The 16710-nt window shown below is 55.5% G+C and carries 13 protein-coding genes and 2 riboswitches; of the genes, 7 read left to right on the top strand and 6 right to left on the bottom strand.

From position 1 onward, the window contains the following. The first annotated feature begins 52 nt into the window (after positions 1–52). Both DC3_RS03475 and DC3_RS03470 read left to right on the top strand, forming a co-directional pair. Complete coding sequence (locus DC3_RS03475) at positions 53–586, top strand: hypothetical protein (protein ID WP_146882358.1); 534 nt, start codon at positions 53–55, stop codon at positions 584–586. Positions 587–912: 326 nt separating this feature from the next. Continuing rightward, positions 913–1476 (top strand): hypothetical protein, encoded by a 564-nt coding sequence (locus DC3_RS03470; RefSeq protein WP_146882356.1) that lies wholly within the window; start codon positions 913–915, stop codon positions 1474–1476. A gap of 10 nt (positions 1477–1486) precedes the next feature. Here DC3_RS03470 and DC3_RS03465 read toward each other — a convergent pair whose 3' ends face one another. Beyond that, positions 1487–2179 carry a hypothetical protein gene (locus DC3_RS03465; protein WP_146882354.1) on the bottom strand — a complete coding sequence of 231 codons (693 nt, stop codon included), beginning with the start codon at positions 2177–2179 and terminating at the stop codon, positions 1487–1489. Between the two features lie 57 nt (positions 2180–2236). Between DC3_RS03465 and DC3_RS03460 the strand changes: the two genes are divergently transcribed. From DC3_RS03460 to DC3_RS03445, 4 genes are all read left to right on the top strand, one after another. Next, complete coding sequence (locus DC3_RS03460) at positions 2237–3139, top strand: DUF2785 domain-containing protein (protein ID WP_146882352.1); 903 nt, start codon at positions 2237–2239, stop codon at positions 3137–3139. Positions 3140–3227: 88 nt separating this feature from the next. Next, on the top strand, positions 3228–3572 hold the full coding sequence (locus tag DC3_RS03455) for a hypothetical protein (protein ID WP_146882351.1): 345 nt from the start codon (positions 3228–3230) through the stop codon (positions 3570–3572). 95 nt (positions 3573–3667) lie between these two features. Beyond that, positions 3668–4639 (top strand): EcsC family protein, encoded by a 972-nt coding sequence (locus tag DC3_RS03450; RefSeq protein WP_146882349.1) that lies wholly within the window; start codon positions 3668–3670, stop codon positions 4637–4639. 430 nt (positions 4640–5069) lie between these two features. Next, positions 5070–7508, top strand: a complete 2439-nt coding sequence (locus tag DC3_RS03445; protein ID WP_186815795.1) for a S8 family peptidase — start codon at positions 5070–5072, stop codon at positions 7506–7508. Between the two features lie 65 nt (positions 7509–7573). On the opposite strand, the gene DC3_RS03440 is transcribed toward DC3_RS03445, so the two are convergent. The 5 genes from DC3_RS03440 to DC3_RS03420 form a co-directional block, all read right to left on the bottom strand. Then, the gene (locus tag DC3_RS03440) at positions 7574–10663 is read right to left on the bottom strand and encodes an alpha-amylase family glycosyl hydrolase (RefSeq protein WP_146882345.1); all 3090 of its coding nucleotides are present in this window, start codon (positions 10661–10663) and stop codon (positions 7574–7576) included. Positions 10664–10828: 165 nt separating this feature from the next. Next, positions 10829–11434 carry a cyclodeaminase/cyclohydrolase family protein gene (locus DC3_RS03435; RefSeq protein WP_146882343.1) on the bottom strand — a complete coding sequence of 202 codons (606 nt, stop codon included), beginning with the start codon at positions 11432–11434 and terminating at the stop codon, positions 10829–10831. Beyond that, positions 11431–12300, bottom strand: a complete 870-nt coding sequence (locus DC3_RS03430; RefSeq protein ID WP_146882342.1) for a bifunctional 5,10-methylenetetrahydrofolate dehydrogenase/5,10-methenyltetrahydrofolate cyclohydrolase — start codon at positions 12298–12300, stop codon at positions 11431–11433. The genes DC3_RS03435 and DC3_RS03430 overlap by 4 nt, the downstream gene beginning before the upstream one ends. Before the next feature lie 13 nt (positions 12301–12313). Next, positions 12314–13816, bottom strand: a complete 1503-nt coding sequence (gene purH, locus DC3_RS03425) for a bifunctional phosphoribosylaminoimidazolecarboxamide formyltransferase/IMP cyclohydrolase (protein WP_146882340.1) — start codon at positions 13814–13816, stop codon at positions 12314–12316. A 27-nt stretch (positions 13817–13843) separates the two neighbouring features. After that, a riboswitch (ZMP/ZTP riboswitch) is annotated at positions 13844–13923 on the bottom strand. Positions 13924–14017: 94 nt separating this feature from the next. After that, on the bottom strand, positions 14018–15163 hold the full coding sequence (locus DC3_RS03420; RefSeq protein WP_146882338.1) for a serine hydrolase domain-containing protein: 1146 nt from the start codon (positions 15161–15163) through the stop codon (positions 14018–14020). A 208-nt stretch (positions 15164–15371) separates the two neighbouring features. Further along, a riboswitch (SAM riboswitch) is annotated at positions 15372–15490 on the top strand. A 94-nt stretch (positions 15491–15584) separates the two neighbouring features. On the opposite strand from DC3_RS03420, the gene metX reads away from it, so the two are divergent. Next, positions 15585–16637, top strand: a complete 1053-nt coding sequence (gene metX / locus DC3_RS03415) for a homoserine O-acetyltransferase MetX (protein ID WP_146882337.1) — start codon at positions 15585–15587, stop codon at positions 16635–16637. The last annotated feature ends 73 nt before the right edge of the window (positions 16638–16710 follow it).

The following is a 16710-nucleotide window of genomic DNA, read 5'->3' as shown; positions in this document are numbered from 1 at the left end:
GTAACAAGATTCTAAAGTGTCCCTGCATCGTCACATCGATCTGGAGGTTTGCATGCTGCTGTTCCGTCGCAATCAGAAGAAAAACGCCACCCCGGCAGGCCCTGCAAAGCCCGCACGCCTGGGAGATGTCATTTTTTCCCTGAACGATGACTGGTTCATCCGTGAGGACATCGGCCTGGATCACCACATGATTGATTATGCAGTGGTTTCCCGCTTTGGACTCTTCACCATCTTCCAGCAGACCGCCAGTGGCACCATCACCGCCAATGCCAGCAGCATCCTGGTGAATGGCAACCCCCATGACTACATCATCAAGTCCATCAAGATGTGCAATGCCATGATCGAATCCCAGGTCAAAGCCAGAGCCGTACCCATTGCCATTTTCAGCAGCAGCGAAGTGCATGGTCTTGAAGCTTCGGGCATCAAACTGCTGACCGCAGACCAGCTTCTGCCTTACCTGATGTCCCACGACATGGGCACCCTCTCTCCCAGGCAGATCGCTGAAATCAGCAAGGGGCTTCGTTCTCTGGAAGCCAGCAAACCTGCTGTCAAGGTCAACCGCTCACCTGTTGCCCTCGCACAATAACAGACACCAGTTCACTTCACGTCCCAGAAACGCTTCTGGGACGTGTTCCTTTTTGGGGAACAGCTGGCAGATGTATAGGACATTGCATGGGTTTTCTCGAAAAAAATTTTGATTCTGAAAAATTTGGATTCAATTCTCATAAGGCCTACCAGATTGCCTCCATCGTTTTTGCGTTCCTGACGGAGAATTTTTGATTGTATTTTGCTTTTATATTACAATTGCCTCCTAATAGCAAAAAACAAAAATCTTTTCAATGGCTGTACAGACCGTGAATGATTATGCAAAAATAGGACATGCAGCCCACTGCATGGATCTGGAGGTAGATCATGACGATCGCCCGTGTGCCCAGTACTTACATCACCTCCGCACCTCAGACACCCTTCCTGAGATCTGTCCGATTTGAAGAGAACCTCTACACCCTTTCGGATGACTGGTTCATCCGGGAAGACATCACCGTGGGGCGGTACACCCTGGATTACGTTCTGGTGTCCAGTTTTGGTGTGTTCTCCCTGTTGCCACAGAAACGCAGTGGTGTGGTGCACCAGCAGGGAGACCAGATTTTCGTCAACAATGACCGTCAGGCCCAGGCGATTCAAAACGCCTGGCATGCCACCCAGGCCCTTGAGCAGGTGCTGGGCACCCGCGTCCATCCTGTGCTGGTCTACCGGGAACTCGCATCCAGAACTCAGGAACCTTCAGGGGTGGTGGGCCGCAGAGGCTACACCGCTGAAGCGGCAGAATCCCCGGAACAGACCCACTGGAAAGCCCAGGGCACCCTGATCACCTCATGGGAGCACCTCCCTGAAGCATTGGGCACCTTTCCCCACCGTGTGCTTGGGGGTCTGGATGTGGCACACTTCTGTAAACAGCTTCGTCGCTACAGGCAGTGACCAGTCCGCCTCAGGATGGGCCTGCATCGGTCAGGGGAACCAGCCCGACCCTGAGCAGATACCGACCTGAACCCTGCTGGGCAGCGTATTCCCGCACCAGAGCAGCGAGGCGTTCCTGCAGTTCCTTGGCCTGATCGTAATCCAACCGCAGGCTTGCCCACTCGTTCCACAATGCAGTGGCCTGAGGTTCCAGCAAGGTGCGAACAATGCCTCTCGGAGCCTGACCTTCACTCCACAGGGAGTGGATGATGCTGGCCTGCCCCTGGCTGTTGCGGAACAGGTGCAGGCCCACTTCCTGCTGCCTGCGTTCGGCTTCAGACTCAAAAACCCTGGCCGTGCGCTCAAAGAGGTGCTGCCGGGCATCCCTTTCCAGGAGGTCCAGCAACTGCTCGAGGGCCCCCACCGGAGTCAGGTGGTAGGGGATGAAAAAACACCCTTCCACCGTGGTGTACTTCTTCAGGGGTTTGCCTGATCGGGGAACCACCTGACTGACCACCAGCAGCCCCAGATCAAAGAGTTTGCGGGTGGCCCGGTATGTTTTCAGCACGGTCCAGCCCAGGTGCTGGGCGGCCTCCTTGACGGTCCATTCGCGGTCCAGGTACACCAGCAGCGCCTCCAGGGCCTGCAGGTCTGTCAGCAGGGCTGCAGCTTCACTGGAGGTCACGTATGCAACCTCGCCCCTGCTTTCAAAGTGCCCTGTCATGGAAAGCAGTATAGAGGTACCGTGGTCACAGAACAAAACAGATTCGCGAGGTGACCCATGAAAAAATGGCTGCTGACCCTGGTCCTGCTGTCCCTGCCTGCTTTTGCCCAGGAACAGTGCGGAAAGGCCCCTTATGATGCAGACTTCTGGCAAAACGTGCGCTCTGGACAACTGCCAGAGGGCCAATCTGCAGATGCCCTCAGTGATGTGCTGGTTCAGTGTCTGGCTTCACCTGACCCGGTCTTGCGGGACAACCTGGGATATGAAATTTACGCCTCATGGCTCAGGGGAGGGGCACTCACAGATGAGGGAGCAAGGAAACTCACCACAGCATTGCTTGCAGGACTGAAGTCCGGCCTGGGAGAGCAGGGGACTTCCAGTGTCTTCAGACGCACCTTCTCTGCCCTGATCCTCTCTGAAGTGATGCGTCGGGATGCCCGTTCCCGTTTTCTCCTGGATGCGGAGTTCTCAGGGGTGGTGGAGGGTATTGCTGTCCACCTGACCGGTGAAAAAGACCTGCGGGCCCGAACAGACACTGAAGGCTGGATGCATGGAGTGGCCCACGCCGCAGATGTGCTGTGGCGCATTGCAGAAAACCCCCGAACCACCCAGCAGGATCTGGATGTCCTGCTTGCTGCACTTTCCAGCAAAGTGGCCCCCGATCAGGAGGTTTTCTACACCCACAATGAACCGGAAAGAATGGCCCGGGTGATCACTACCCTGGTTGCCCGTGGAGATTACCCCACTGAAAAACTGGAAGACTGGATTTCAGGCCTGCTTTATGGCACCACCTGGCGCAGTTCCTTTGACAGCGAAAAAGGCATGGCAAGGCTCCACAACACCCGGCAGTTCTTTCAGGCCCTGTATTTTCAATTGCTCTTTCCTGCCCCCGAAAGCGATCAGGCGAGGGCACTGGAAGGCCCCATCCGCAGAGGGTTGAACACGCTGGATCTGTATTGAGCCTCACACAGCAGGGCCTCAGGATCGTGTGTTTTGCTGCGGCGATCCCATTTTCCCATGTGAGACACTGGGTTTCAGAGGAGACCTTATGCCGCAGACAACAGATTATCCCAGACATTATGTGGTGGCGGTGCTCAGGCGGGAACACCTGGACGCAGCCAGACAGGAATTGCAGCAGGCCGGATTTGCAGATGTGATTGTGCACAGCGGAGCAGATGATCCGCTCAAAGACCAGCTGACCGCCAACCTCACCTCCTTTGGTGACGAGAGTGTGATTCTGCAGGAGCACCAGAAAGCCTGGGAGGAAGGGGCCGTGACCGTGGGGATTTACGCTGCCGATTCAGACCATAAGCAGAAAATCCGTGAAATCCTGCGTGCCCACGATGGATTGCAGATGATGTATTTCGGTGGTCTGGTGGTGGAAGAACTGTAACCTCCAGCCAACATCAAGGCACCCTCTGGCCAGATGAACCTGCCAGGGGGAACTTTGTCTGAACAGACTGCATATTCTCGATCAAGGAGCACGCCATGCCACAAGACCATCCAAATGAACCGGTGAATCCCGAGGTCCAGGGGACAGAAGAAGCCAGCACGGATCTGATGCTGTACGAGAAGGCGCAAGACGCCCGGCTCTACCACCAGAAAGCCCGCGACGACATCGACCGCTGGGCAAGTGCCAGACCCAGTGCCCTGGAAAAAACAGGCAAAAAGACCGCCCTGCTGATTGAACGCAGCCTCGGTTCTCTGGGCAAATACATCCCGGAAAGCATGACAGAACGGGTGACAGGTGCTGTCGAGCAGGCCCTGGAGAGCACTGCTCATCTGGCGGACCGCCTGCTGGATGAGGAGAAAATCGAAAAGAGCGTGCAGGAAACCCGCAAGAGCATTCCCTGTGAGTTGCAGGCCAGAGACGCCGTGGCCCGCAAAATCATTCTGGAAAACCTGAGCGTGGGCACAGTCTCAGGTGCAGCAGCAGGCGCAGGAGGCTGGGCCACCATCCTGCTGGATGTTCCCGTCCTGATCACCGTGACCCAGCGCGTGATCCGGCAGGTGGCTGCCGCTTATGGGTACCGGGTGGATACCCCGGAAGAGCAGGCCATTGCCCGGGGCATTCTGGGTTCTGCATCTGCACTGGATGTGGGCCAGCGTGAAAAGTTCATTTTCAGCATGCACGCGGTCAGCCGGGCACTCAGGCAGGGAGCTGGACTCGACAAGGTGGTGTCAATTTTACTGCCTGCCACCCTGGAGAAACTGGGTGTGCGTGAAATTGCCAAAAGCATTGGAATCAACCTGACCCAGCGCAAAGCCCTGCAACTGGTGCCTCTGGTGGGTGCTGCAGTGGGGGGCACCATGAATGCCCTCACCATCAAGGACACCGCCACAGCAGCGTTCATGGTGTACCGCAAACGCTGGCTGGAAGAGCACACTGATGTTTATGATGGGATGCAGACGCCAGAAGAAGAGGTCATCGAGGCTGTGGCAGTGGATGAACCTGCCTGATGCTCTGCTGGTCCTCAGTTGAGAAGTAAAAATTCAGGTGCTTCAAAAACACAGGGTCTAAAGTCCTGTGTTTTTGTTTTGATGCACATCCTTACCGATATAGAGCATTGTTCACGGTTCTGGTGTGATGGTGGTCATGCAGGCAGAATGTGTGAAATGCTACGCTGCATATGAATGAGAGATGAGGCTGAAGCAGTTTTCTGCGCATTTCCTGAAGGTTTCAGGCCTCCATCCTGAAACCTTCAGGAAAGAAGTTCCAGGCCCTTTGCAGACAGGACATTTTTGCAGTGCTCAAGCCCTGCCCTTTTCGATCCATCCCCAACCATGCTGGAATCATCCCAGGACTTTTAAAGTGTTCTCTGCAAAAGAGACCCCATGGAGCACCAGAGCCAACCAGGCACCAGAATGTCCTGGACAACAAGGAGGAAGAATGAAACTGAAATCGATCACACCTGGAATCAATGCGGTGGCATTGACCCTGATTTTGACGGCCTGTGGTGGAGGTGGAACCATACCTGTTTCCTCTCCAGCTGCCCCTGATGTGGTGGTGGCTGTTGCCAGGGCTGGAAAAGTGCAGATTGTCTGGGAAAGCAGCAGCACCAATGTCAAGGGTTTTGAGATCTACCGTGAAACCTTGCCCAAATTGCAAGGCCTTCAGGTGAAACCTCTGGCTTTCAATCTGGTGGGTACTGTCACAGCAAACACCCGAAGCTTCTTTGACCAGAATGCAGTGGCAGGGGAAAACTACCGATATGCTGTGGTTGCTGCAGGAGAGAAAGAAGATTCCAATCCCACCTTCTCCACAACCATTGCTGCCCAGCCAGCAGATCAGACCCACTTCTTTCTTCAGGGCAAAGTGGGTTTCTTCACCCAGGGATTGGACCAGCAGCAAGCCGGGCAGCAAACCGAAAAACTGTTGACCAGAAACACCATCTCTGGTCAGGCCCTCAGTCAGGATGTGATTCCAGGTCGTTTCCTGGTCAAGTACCGCACCAGTGCGACCATCAGCAAACAGGGAAGCATGCAGGTGGCCGGTCAGGTATTGAAACTTCAGCGGAGCCTCGGTGATACGGGCATCCAGTTGCTGGCCTTTGATGGAGCCACCCGCAGTGAGACAGCCCAGGTTTTGGCTGCACTGAAAGCAGACCCCAATGTGGAGTTCGCTCAGCCTGATTACATGATGTATCCCATGGCAACGCCAAATGACACCTTCTACAAGTTCCAGTGGCATTACAATGCCATCAATCTGCCTGCAGCATGGGACATCACCACGGGCAACAATGTCACGGTGGCTGTGGTGGACACAGGAATTCTTAAAGAACACCCGGACATCAAAGACAAACTGCTCCCCGGTTATGACTTTGTGACCCTCACCCTCAACACTCCCACCGGCGATGGGGATGGACGCGATCCTGACCCTGAAGACAACGGAGATGCAGAGTCCACCTCCTACCACGGAACCCACGTGGCTGGAACGATCGCTGCCTCCACCAACAACGGCAAGGGCGTGGCTGGAGTTTCCTGGGGAGCAAAAATCGTGCCTGTGCGTGTGCTGGGCCTGGAAGGCGGGAGCCTTGCAGACATCATCGATGGTGTACTCTGGGCAGGTGGCGAACATGTGGATGGCGTCCCGGACAACAAGAACCCGGCCCAGGTCATCAACATGAGCCTGGGTGGTAAGGCAAGCTGTGCAGACCTGCCTGCTTATCAGGCCGTCTTTGACAAGCTGGCCGCCAAAGGCATTGTGGTGGTGGTGGCTGCCGGGAACTCCAACGATGACGCCAGTCTGTACAGCCCCGCCAGTTGCGGTAAAGTCATCACGGTGGGTTCCACAGGATTTGCAAACGACCGTTCCACGTTCTCCAACTTCGGCGCACGTGTGGATGTGATGGCTCCTGGAGGTCAGATCAACGAGGACCGGAACGGAGATGATCAGCCTGACGGCGTGCTCAGCACGGGCAAAGACGACGACTCCGGGCAATTCGCATACACCTGGCTGCAGGGAACCAGCATGGCTGCACCTCACGTGGCTGGCGTGGTGGCCCTGATGAAAAGCCTGAAGCCTGGCCTCACTTACGCTGAAGCAATTAAGGTCCTGAAAGATACGGCCATGCCGCTCTCGAATGGTCAGTGTCGTGTCACAGGTGGCTGTGGTGCTGGTCTGATCAATGCACAGAAAGCCTTGCAGGCGCTTAAAGCTGCACCTGTGCAGGATGTCAGTGTGGTGTTGGATGATCCGGTGGTTTCACTTGAACCCGGAAGCACCACATCTGCCGACCTGCACCTCAACATGACTGGTGGTTTTGCTCAACCTGTCGCCATCACCCTTGAGAATGTGAGCCCCAAACTGCAGGCGCAAGTGGTCAACCTTGGGGGCAACAAATTCCGTGTGGATGTCACTGCTGCAGCAGGATCAGATGGTCAGTACATCATCACTGTGAAGGCCACTTCGGGTGCACTGGTGAAGAAAGCGCAACTGAATGTGCAGGTGAAACCCAGTGCCCTGAATGCCAAGGGTGTGTATGTGATTGCCTGTGCCCTGACCAATGATCCCGATGATCTTTGTGATGACACTTTCACCATCCGCAAACAGTTTCAGGAGTCTGTGAGACAACCCAGTTACAACATTGAAATTGATCCCGATCATCTTTATATTCCTCTGGGCTGGCTGGATAAAAATGAAAACAAGGAACTCGACGACGGAGATTACTGGGGATTCTACACCGATGGTGGTGATCTGGTCATTCTGGGTGCAGGATCGATCAACATTGACATTCCGCTGGAACTCTACCAGGAAAACAATGCCATGGGCCTGAAGAGCACCACCTTCAGCAAAGTGCAACGCATGGTGCAGGAATCCATCAAATGATGCAGTGATGTTCGAGCATGAAAAGAGCCCTGGAAAACCTTCCAGGGCTCTTTTTGATGGACAGCTCAGGGGGCCAGCGTAAAAGGTTTGGTGAAAGTGACTTCGCGCTGCTGGTCATATCCTGCCACTTTGTTGCCAGTGTAGGCCGGAGTGGATTTCTCACTTGGCAGGATGTCTCCGGCACCATAGTGGTCTCCACCATAAATGCCTGCATAGCCATTTAAGATTGCGGGTTTGTCGGCCAGGCCCAGTGAAGTCCAGGGAATGATCACTTCGGTGGTGTATTCGGGCGCACTGCCTGTGGTCTCATAAAAGAAGTTTTCGTTGAGGTCGACGGTGTTGCCATTGGTGAGGCGCAATTCAGGTTCGTTGTTCTGGTACTGGGCCACAAAGAAGTCTATCCCCAGATTGAATGTGGCCTTGCGGGGCCAGGCATTCAGGGCATCGGCGTTGGTGAACCCTCCTGTTTTGTGATCGAAGTGCAGAATGGCGGAGTTGCCAGAGGCCCGATAGACGTAACCCAGATACAGGTATTTGCTGTCTGCATCCACCCGGATTTCTTTGAGGATGTTGTCATTTCCGAAACCTGTGTCATAACCACCGGGTGCATTGGTGAGGGTCAGTTTGGGTGCAGTCCAGTCTGAAAGGTCTCCATCAAGGGTGTATTTGGAGCCTACGATGGCCAGGGCGAGGTCCACATTTGCATTCTCACTGCCGCTGCTGGCCCTGATGGTTTTGGAAGCATAGCCATTCTTGCTGGCAGTGATGTCCACGGTTTGACTGTCGGGCAGGGGAAGGTAATAGCTGCCATCTTTTCGACTGACGGCGTAATAATTCTGGGGTTCCAGGCTGCTGTTCAACAATGCCTTCTTGAGTGGCTTCCCTGCACTGGTGACTTTACCAGAGATGAAACTGCTGGGGGCAGACAGGGTGATGAAGTTGTAGACCCCCTGGTAAGTGTCGGTGAGATCGTCTGGGATGAACACCCGGTCTCCCTGACCAGCACCTTCGTAGCCGGAATTCTTGGCTGTGCTGCTGTCATCGCCAAACTTGAACACCACAGGTTTGAACAGCGGAAGCTGCTGGGTCACCGTCCAGATGCCGGGCTGGCCTGCTTTTTCGGTCATCTGGTATTCCTGCTGCCCGTTGTCAAAATGACGCACTTCCACATCGGCATCTCCGAGCGCCCGTGCATCTACCGTGAAGGTCACACTGGACAGCACAGAGGGATTGGGTTTGGCGGTCAGTGTGGGAGCATTGACCGCTTCTTTGCCATTTTTGCCCACCCCAACCACTTTGAAGGTGTAGGTCTTGTTGTTGTCCAATCCCAGCACCAGCATGTGGTTCTGGGTGGTGGACACCGGTTCGAGATTGTAAGGGGTGAACTGTGTGCCGTTCTCACTGACGTAAACACGGTACCCGGCAATGTTGGCATCTTCTGAGGGTGTCCAGTTGATTTTGACCCCATTGGTGCCCGATTGACTGGTCAGGTTGCTGGCTGCACCAAGGGTGGGATCTGTGCCAGGGGCTGTTCCCACTTTTGCGCTGAGAATCAATGCGCTGTGTTTCGCCACATTTCCGGTGAGGTTGCCATCCGCATCAAGGTTGACGGTCAGGGGTTTCCCGGTGAGTTCACTGAGGATTGATCCTTTTGCGAAAGTCCCCAGCAACTGCACTTTTCCTGCGGCCAGGGTGCTGAGGTCGAGGTCGGTGTTGCTGTTGTTGATCAGCACCACCACCGGATCTGCCCCTTCCAGGGTGCGGCGGTAGGCCAGCAGGGATTTTCCACCATTGGTTTCGGGACGGGACAGAATTTCCTGTTTTCCCGAGCGCAGCGATGCACTCTTCTTGCGTGCGTCACTGAGGGCTTTGATGCGCTCATCCAGGGTGTTTTCGGCCAGCTTTGAGAAATCCATGTCTTCGCGGCTGGTTTCACCCAGCACATTGTTGTAAGCGTCCCCCTTGCCGATCATGCCGATTTCCGTGCCATAGTACACACTGGGTGTGCCCCGTGAGGTGAAGATCAGACTGAGGGCCAGATCCAGGCGTTCTTTGGCTTCTGCCACAGGCACACCCCGGTCCACAGCTTCACTCATGAAGCGTTTCACATCATGGTTGTCCACCAGGGTGACCAGTTTGTTGGGATCATTGTAAAGGCTGTCCTGGTCAAAGATGCGGGCAACGGCGTTCAGGTTGCCGCTGGCTGTGCTGAGGTTTTCTTTGAGGGCAAATTGCAGGGGGAAATCAAACAGGGCAGGGGAGCCCAGGTCATTGATGAACTTCTTGTTGAAGTTGACATCGCCCACCAGAACCTCACCCACGGTCCATATCTTTGCGGGATCTGCCACACCGCCATTCGCAAAGAATTGCTTCCAGTACGCATCGGGCACGTGTTTCATGGTGTCCATGCGGATGCCGTTGATGCCCACTTCTTTGATCCAGTAGGCCACAGTGTCGTTCAGGAACTTCGTGACTTCAGCTTTTTCCTGTTTGAAGTCTGGGAGTCCAGCCAGATCACAATCCACATCTTTGTTGGTGCTGGCGTTGCAGTCTGCGGCAGTGTTGAACCAGTCTGGATGGTCTTTGGTCAGCTGCGCTCCGTAGCCTGCATGGTTGATCACCATGTCCTGAACGATCTTCAGGCCTCTGGCGTGGGCAGCACGGACCAGATCCTTGAGGTCCTGCAGGGTGCCAAAGTGGGGGTCCACTTTCAGAAAATCTTCGGCCCAGTAGCCATGGTACCCGGTGTGGTATTTGCCCTTGTTCGGTCCATCTCCTGCAAGCTGTCCGGGGACCTGCAGGTAAACGGGGGAGATCCAGATGGCGGTGACGCCCAGCTTTTCAAAGTACCCCTCGTTGATCTTCTGGGTGATGCCTTTGAAATCTCCGCCATGCCACCCGATGGGGTTGGTTTTGTCTGCTGTATCTCCTGTTCGGGTTTTGGTGCCATTGTCGTTGCTGGTGTCGCCATTGGCAAATCGGTCTGTCAGGGCAAAATACAGCACATCCTGACCATTGATGACCGGACCGGGATTGGTGACAGGGGGAACATTTGTAAAAAGATTGCAGCTGGAAAGGGCCAGAGCGAGGGTGAGGCCTGCAAGTGCATGCTGAAGCCGGAACCGTTGCCGGTTCCCATTGCTGGGTTGTTTCATATGGAAACGCTACCAAATGGCTGAAATTTTGCCTTTGATAGTTTTGAACATGGCTATACAAATCTTTTCAGAGAGGGGAGAATGCAGTTGGCAAACCCAATGGGCAACACAAAAAAATCGGCCCACGCGGGCCGAAATTGAACTGGAAGAAATTGGAAACCCAGGTCAGCTCAGGATACCCTGCACCTGCTGCATCACGCGCTCTGTCACCTGCAACATTTCGCCCGAAACCTGGTCCCTATCTGCCCGGAATTCGCTGTTCAGGTCTGCATCATATTTGAGGTTCATGTCCACCGTCAGCAGGAAAGCCTGTCCTGCGCCCTGCAGCACAGCGACACCTGCCCCCACATCGCTGATGATGCTGTTGTGGGCCAGAGCCGCTGCCCGTTCCCCCAGTTGCAACGCGCGAAGCACGTCTTTTGCCGCTTCCAGAGGGGTGAGGGCTGCGTTGCGCGTGGCGTCTTTGACGGCAGTCTTGCGTTCCTCGGTGCCTTTTGGAAGCTTCAGGGCATCCATGTAACGCTCAAAAGCAGCAACATCCCGGTCCGCATGGGTTTTCAGGATGGTGAGCAGTTCACGGGCCTCGATGAGCAGGGCATCAATCCCAGTCACATCGGCATTCTTTTTGGGCTTAGAGATTTCCAGGGCCATGATGACCAGCCCCAGACCAAAAGATGCGGTGAGTCCAGCCACAGACCCTCCACCGGGGGTTGGGGCATCGCTGGCCGTCTGGTCCAGCAGTTCCTGAATTCCCTGATTCCACAGGCTCATGCATGACCTCCAGTGACCACGAGGTCCTCGGCCTGAAGTTCGAGTGCACGGACAAAATTCTGGAAGATCAGGGCACTGGTGACCACCCCGACCCCTCCCGGCACCGGAGAGTAGGCTTTCAGCATGGGGTAAATGCTGGGGTCCGCGTCTCCTTTCAGACCATCGTTGATCACGTTGATGCCTGCATCAATCACGATCTGGCCCTCGGTGATGGCTTCTTTTCTGAGGAGGCCATGTTTGCCCACACAGACGAAAATCACCTCGCAGTCCTTCAGAGTGTCCCTGACTTCGCGGGTGTGTTCTGTCACCACGGTGACGGTTGCTCCCCGGTTGATCAGCATGCTGATCAGAGGTCTCCCCACGGTGCGCCCTGGGCCAATCACGGCAACCCGTTTGCCGATCAGGGGTCCCTGCGTCTCTGCCAGCAGAATGCAGGCGTTCGGGGTGGGGGCCAGAATGGCTTCCTTTTCCCGCCCGGTGGCGATCAGGGACAGGTTGGCAGGGGAGAGTCCCTCCACATCCTTGTGAGGAGCAATTCTGGACAGGGCCTTCTCGGGGTCCAGGTGGGGGGCCAGAGGGAACTCCAGCATCACCCCCTGGTACTGTTCGCTGTCCGAGAGGTTGTGGAGGGTCTGTTCCAGTTCTTTCTGGGACACCTCTGCTCCCAGATCAAAGACCTCCAGACCGATGCCCAGGCTTTCTGCAGTGCGTTTCTTGCTCTGCACGTAAACCAGACTGGCCGGGTCACTTGAGGCCAGCACCACTGCCATTTTCGGGACGATGCCCAGACCATTCCAGCGGGCAATTTCCAGCTTGACGTTGTACTTGATGTCCCTGGCGGTGTCTTTTCCGTAAATCGGCTGCATGTTCCCTCCCTGCTCAGTGCCGGAAGTGACGCACACCGGTGAAAACCATGGCGATGCCCAGTTCATCTGCAGCCCTGATGCTGTCCTCATCCCGGACCGACCCTCCAGGCTGAATGATGGCGGTGATGCCTGCTGCGGCAGCAGTGCGCACCACATCATCGAAGGGGAAGAAGGCATCACTGGCGAGCACACTGCCCTTTGCGTGGTCGCCTGCATGCTCAATGGCCTGCTCGGTGGCCCAGATGCGGTTCACCTGCCCCACACCAATCCCGGTGGTGCGTCCATCCTTGCCGATCACAATGGCATTGGATTTGACATGCTTGACGACCCTCCAGGTGAACAGCAGGTCCTGCAGTTCCTGTTCGGTGGGGGCTCGCTTTGTCACCACGCTCTGCTGAATGCCCTCCAGACCCAGGGTGTCTGCTTCCTGCACCACAAAGCCACCATTGATGCGCTTGTAATCCAGGGTGGGCTTTGGAGCCTGTGCGACTTTCATCAGGCGCAGGTTCTTCTTCTTGCTCAGAATCTCGAAGGCTTCAGGGGTGTACTCAGGCGCAAGGATCACTTCCAGGAACACATCTTTCAGGGCACGGGCAGTGTCAGCATCCAGGGGACGGTTCACCGAAACAATGCCCCCGAAGATGCTCACAGGATCGGCCTCGTAGGCACGCTGCCACGCTTCTGCCAGGGTGGAGGCGGTGCCCACAGCGCAGGGATTGGCGTGCTTGACCCCGACCACGGTGGGTTCATCGAATTCGGAGGCGAGGTTCCAGCAGGCTTCCGCGTCGGTGTAGTTGTTGAAGCTCATGGCCTTGCCATGCAAAACCTCGGCATCGAGCACCGCACCCTTCTGGCTGCCTTCGCGGTACAGGGCAGCTTTCTGGTGGGGGTTCTCGCCGTAACGCAATTCAATCACCCTGTTCAGTTCCACGGTTTTCTGCTCAGGCAGACCTGTGGAAGGGGCAAGGTAATTGGCAATTGCAGTGTCGTAAGCAGCAGTGTGCGCGAAAGCTTTCTGAGCCAGGTATTTTCTGTATTCAGAAGTGACATTTCCGAGGTTCCCCAGGATTTCGCTGTAGTCTGCGGGGTCCACCACGATCAGCACGGACTCATGGTTCTTGGCACTGGCGCGAATCATGGCAGGCCCACCGATGTCGATGTTCTCGATGGCGTCCTGAAAGGTCACATCCGGTTTTGCAATGGTTTCACGGAAGGGGTACAGGTTCACGCACACCAGATCAATGGGGGTGATCTGCTGCTCGTTCAGTTGCGCCAGATGCTCCGGGGTTCTTCTGGCCAGAATGCCCCCGTGCACAGCAGGGTGCAGGGTCTTGACGCGGCCTTCCAGAATTTCCGGGAATCCGGTGATTTCGGTGACGTACCGCACGGCCACACCGGCATCTTTGAGGGTTTTGAAGGTCCCTCCGGTGGAGATGATCTCAAAGCCTTTTTCGACGAGACCTTTTGCAAAGTCCACGATGCCACTCTTGTTGCTGACAGACAGTATTGCGCGCACGAAATAGCCCTCCTATGGGAAATCCAGCTGTTTCGCCCAGGCGTGCGGCAGGTTTGTGTTGCGGCTCCCCCGTGGTACTCCACGCTTCGCCAGTCACCGCAACAGGCTTTACCAGTCTACCAGAATTGAGATCGAGGCAGGACCCCTCCAGATCAAAACCCCTGCAACTCCAGCAGTTGCAGGGCACAGGCCATTCAGGATTCAGGGCGTGTTGAGTTTTACGGCTTCTGCCATCCCTGCTTCAATGGCCGTTCCAGCGTTCTCAGAGCCGATGTTGGTTGCTCCAAACAGAATCAGGTTGCTTTTGGGAACCAGAACCATGCGTGCATAATTCAGGGTGTTGCTGCCATCGTGGCCCAGAACCACACCTTCCGGGCTTTGCTGCACCACCCAGCCGTAACCATAATCATCACCGTGGTGGTCTTTGTGCAGTTCGCGGTAGGTGTCGGGTCTGAGCAGTCCCTTCTTGCCATTTTCGCCATTCAGGTGGTCCTGCAAATAACGGACCAGATCCGACATCGGGCAGCGCACATTGTCAGCCCCATTGATGACCTCGGTGTTTCCAGCAATGGTTTTGTTCTCCTGGGTGGGATACACAGGGGGAATGGCTGATGGGAGGTTGTTCTTGAGGATGTGCGGCCAGGGCTGGGTCACTTTTGAGGTGTCCCAGGTGAAACCTACACTGCAGTTTTTCATCTGCAGGGGCTTGAAGATGCGGAGGTCCAGCAGTTCTTCATAGGGTTTTTTGCCCACCTGCTCTGCAATCATGGCCAGCAGGGCATATCCAGCATTGGAGTATTCAAAAGCCTTGCCTGGATCATGCTCCAGTGGGGTTTGCAGCAGTGTCTTCAGGAAGGACGCTTTGCGGGTCGCCAGTGGAATGCTGCCATCCCACCAGGATTCATCTTCCATCAGGTTGGCCACAATGCCAGACCGGTGGGACAGCAACTGGTCGATGGTGATGTCCTCGTACGCCTTGAGCATCTTCATTCCTGGCAGCAGGTCTTTGAGGGTGTCATTGAATGACAGTTTCTTGTTTTCAACGTAAGTGGCAATCAGGGTGGCCGTGAAGGATTTGCTGATGGACCCAAGGTGATGCACATCCTGCAACGTCACTTTCTCAGGTGATCCATACTTGCGCACGCCACTGGTGGCCTGGGTGAGGATCTTGCTGTCTCTGGCGATCACAATGCTCAGGGAGGGCAGTTTGTATTGTGTGATGATTTCTTTGGAGCGCTCTTCAAGCAGCATTTCCGGGGTTCTGGTGGGTGGCTGGGGGTTGGATGGCTGAGAAAGCCCACCCTGACATGCGGTCAGCAACAAAGACATGAACAATAAACGTTTCACTCTTTCAAGCTAAACAAGAAAAATGAGAATTCGATCAGCACTGTAACGAAATGCAGGTGCATTGGACCTGCATGATGTTCGAAAGCAAGATGTTTTTCCAAGACAGGTGTTTTTCACCCAGAGGACCGCTGCCCATCTGCCCTTTGCTGTATTGACACTGAAAAGCCCAACCCCGTACACTGGCATTTAGCCTTCCACAAGGAGGCGACTCTTATCCAGAGTCGGCGCAGGGAACTGGCCCGCAACGCCGCAGCAACCGGCCCTCATCACGGTACGGTGCTCACCAGCCCGAACGACCACGATGGTCCCATTCGGGGACGATAAGAGAAGGGCGTAAACGACCATTTCCCCTTCTCAACACCACGAGAGGGGGAATCTTTTTTCCCCCACCACCACAACCGTTTTTCCTGGAGGGGAGCACATGCGCTTCGAGTTCGCATTCGAGACCGATGAGGGAGCCATCCCGTTTACGTTCGTCGCCAAAAGCCAGCACGACTACACCATCACACCCAGTTACAAGTGGTTCTTTGAAAGAGAACCCCTGATCCTGGATTCGGGTCGGACCCTCAGCAACATCCGGGTGGGTTACCACACTTATGGAAAGCTGAACGAAACCCGCGACAATGCCATCCTGGTGTGCCATGCCCTCACCGGAACCAGTGCCGTGCACCGCTGGTGGGCCGACATTTTCGGGGAAGGGAAGACCCTGGACCCCACAAAGCACTTCATTGTGTGTTCCAACATCCTGGGGGGGTGTTCAGGAACCTCTGGACCCAAGGAAATCGGTCTGGACCCCATCACCATCCACGACATGGTGCGGGTGCAGAAAGAACTGGTGCGGGACCTCGGCATCAAGAAACTGACGGTCATTGGTGGGAGCATGGGCGGCATGCAGGCGCTCGAATGGGTCAGAAGCTACCCCGAGTGCCTCAAAAAAGCCATCATCATTGCTGCACCCCCCCGCCACAGCGCCTGGGCCAAGAGCTTCAATGTCTCCCAGCGCAACGCCATCACCAGTGATCCTGACTGGAAGGGCGGCAAATACCTGGAGCAACCCCATGGACTTGCCATTGCCCGCCAGATCGCCATGATCAGTTACCGCAGCCCCGAATCCTACCAGATGACCCAGGGCGGGCAATCCAAGTTCAAACCCAACCAGAGCGCCATCCAGACCTACCTGGAGTACCACGGAGAAAAACTCCTCAAACGTTTTGATGCCAACACCTACCTGCTGATCACCCAGGCGATGGACCTCTTTGATGTCACCGAAGATGAACTGCGCCGCAACACCGTCCCCACACTGGTCATTGGCATCTCCACGGACATCCTGTACCCGGCCAGCGAAGTGAAGGCGATGGCAGACCAGATGAAGAACAGCGAATACTGGGAACTGCAGAGCCCACACGGACACGATGCTTTCCTGATTGAGGACGAGGCCTTGAACCAGAAGTTTCTGGAATTTCTGGCGAAGTGAAAGATGCAGAGGGCCCAGAGCTGAGAGCCGAGGGCAAAAGGCATCTGTAGGGGCGAGGCATGCTCCCTGAACA

Source organism: Deinococcus cellulosilyticus NBRC 106333 = KACC 11606 (assembly GCF_007990775.1).
Taxonomy (GTDB): domain Bacteria; phylum Deinococcota; class Deinococci; order Deinococcales; family Deinococcaceae; genus Deinococcus_C; species Deinococcus_C cellulosilyticus.
Note: the sequence above shows the minus strand (reverse complement) of the source record. Positions and strands in the feature narration are given on the sequence as shown.

What these genes read in the sequence shown, in the direction of transcription:
- DC3_RS03460 (WP_146882352.1), top strand. Translation starts at nt 2,237, where the DNA reads ATGAAAAAATGGCTGCTGACCCTGGTCCTGCTGTCCCTGCCTGCTTTT.
- DC3_RS03450 (WP_146882349.1), top strand. Translation starts at nt 3,668, where the DNA reads ATGCCACAAGACCATCCAAATGAACCGGTGAATCCCGAGGTCCAGGGG.
- DC3_RS03435 (WP_146882343.1), bottom strand. Translation starts at nt 11,434, where the DNA reads ATGAGCCTGTGGAATCAGGGAATTCAGGAACTGCTGGACCAGACGGCC.
- DC3_RS03475 (WP_146882358.1), top strand. Translation starts at nt 53, where the DNA reads ATGCTGCTGTTCCGTCGCAATCAGAAGAAAAACGCCACCCCGGCAGGC.
- DC3_RS03430 (WP_146882342.1), bottom strand. Translation starts at nt 12,300, where the DNA reads ATGCAGCCGATTTACGGAAAAGACACCGCCAGGGACATCAAGTACAAC.
- DC3_RS03440 (WP_146882345.1), bottom strand. Translation starts at nt 10,663, where the DNA reads ATGAAACAACCCAGCAATGGGAACCGGCAACGGTTCCGGCTTCAGCAT.
- DC3_RS03445 (WP_186815795.1), top strand. Translation starts at nt 5,070, where the DNA reads ATGAAACTGAAATCGATCACACCTGGAATCAATGCGGTGGCATTGACC.
- DC3_RS03470 (WP_146882356.1), top strand. Translation starts at nt 913, where the DNA reads ATGACGATCGCCCGTGTGCCCAGTACTTACATCACCTCCGCACCTCAG.
- metX (WP_146882337.1), top strand. Translation starts at nt 15,585, where the DNA reads ATGCGCTTCGAGTTCGCATTCGAGACCGATGAGGGAGCCATCCCGTTT.
- DC3_RS03455 (WP_146882351.1), top strand. Translation starts at nt 3,228, where the DNA reads ATGCCGCAGACAACAGATTATCCCAGACATTATGTGGTGGCGGTGCTC.
- DC3_RS03465 (WP_146882354.1), bottom strand. Translation starts at nt 2,179, where the DNA reads ATGACAGGGCACTTTGAAAGCAGGGGCGAGGTTGCATACGTGACCTCC.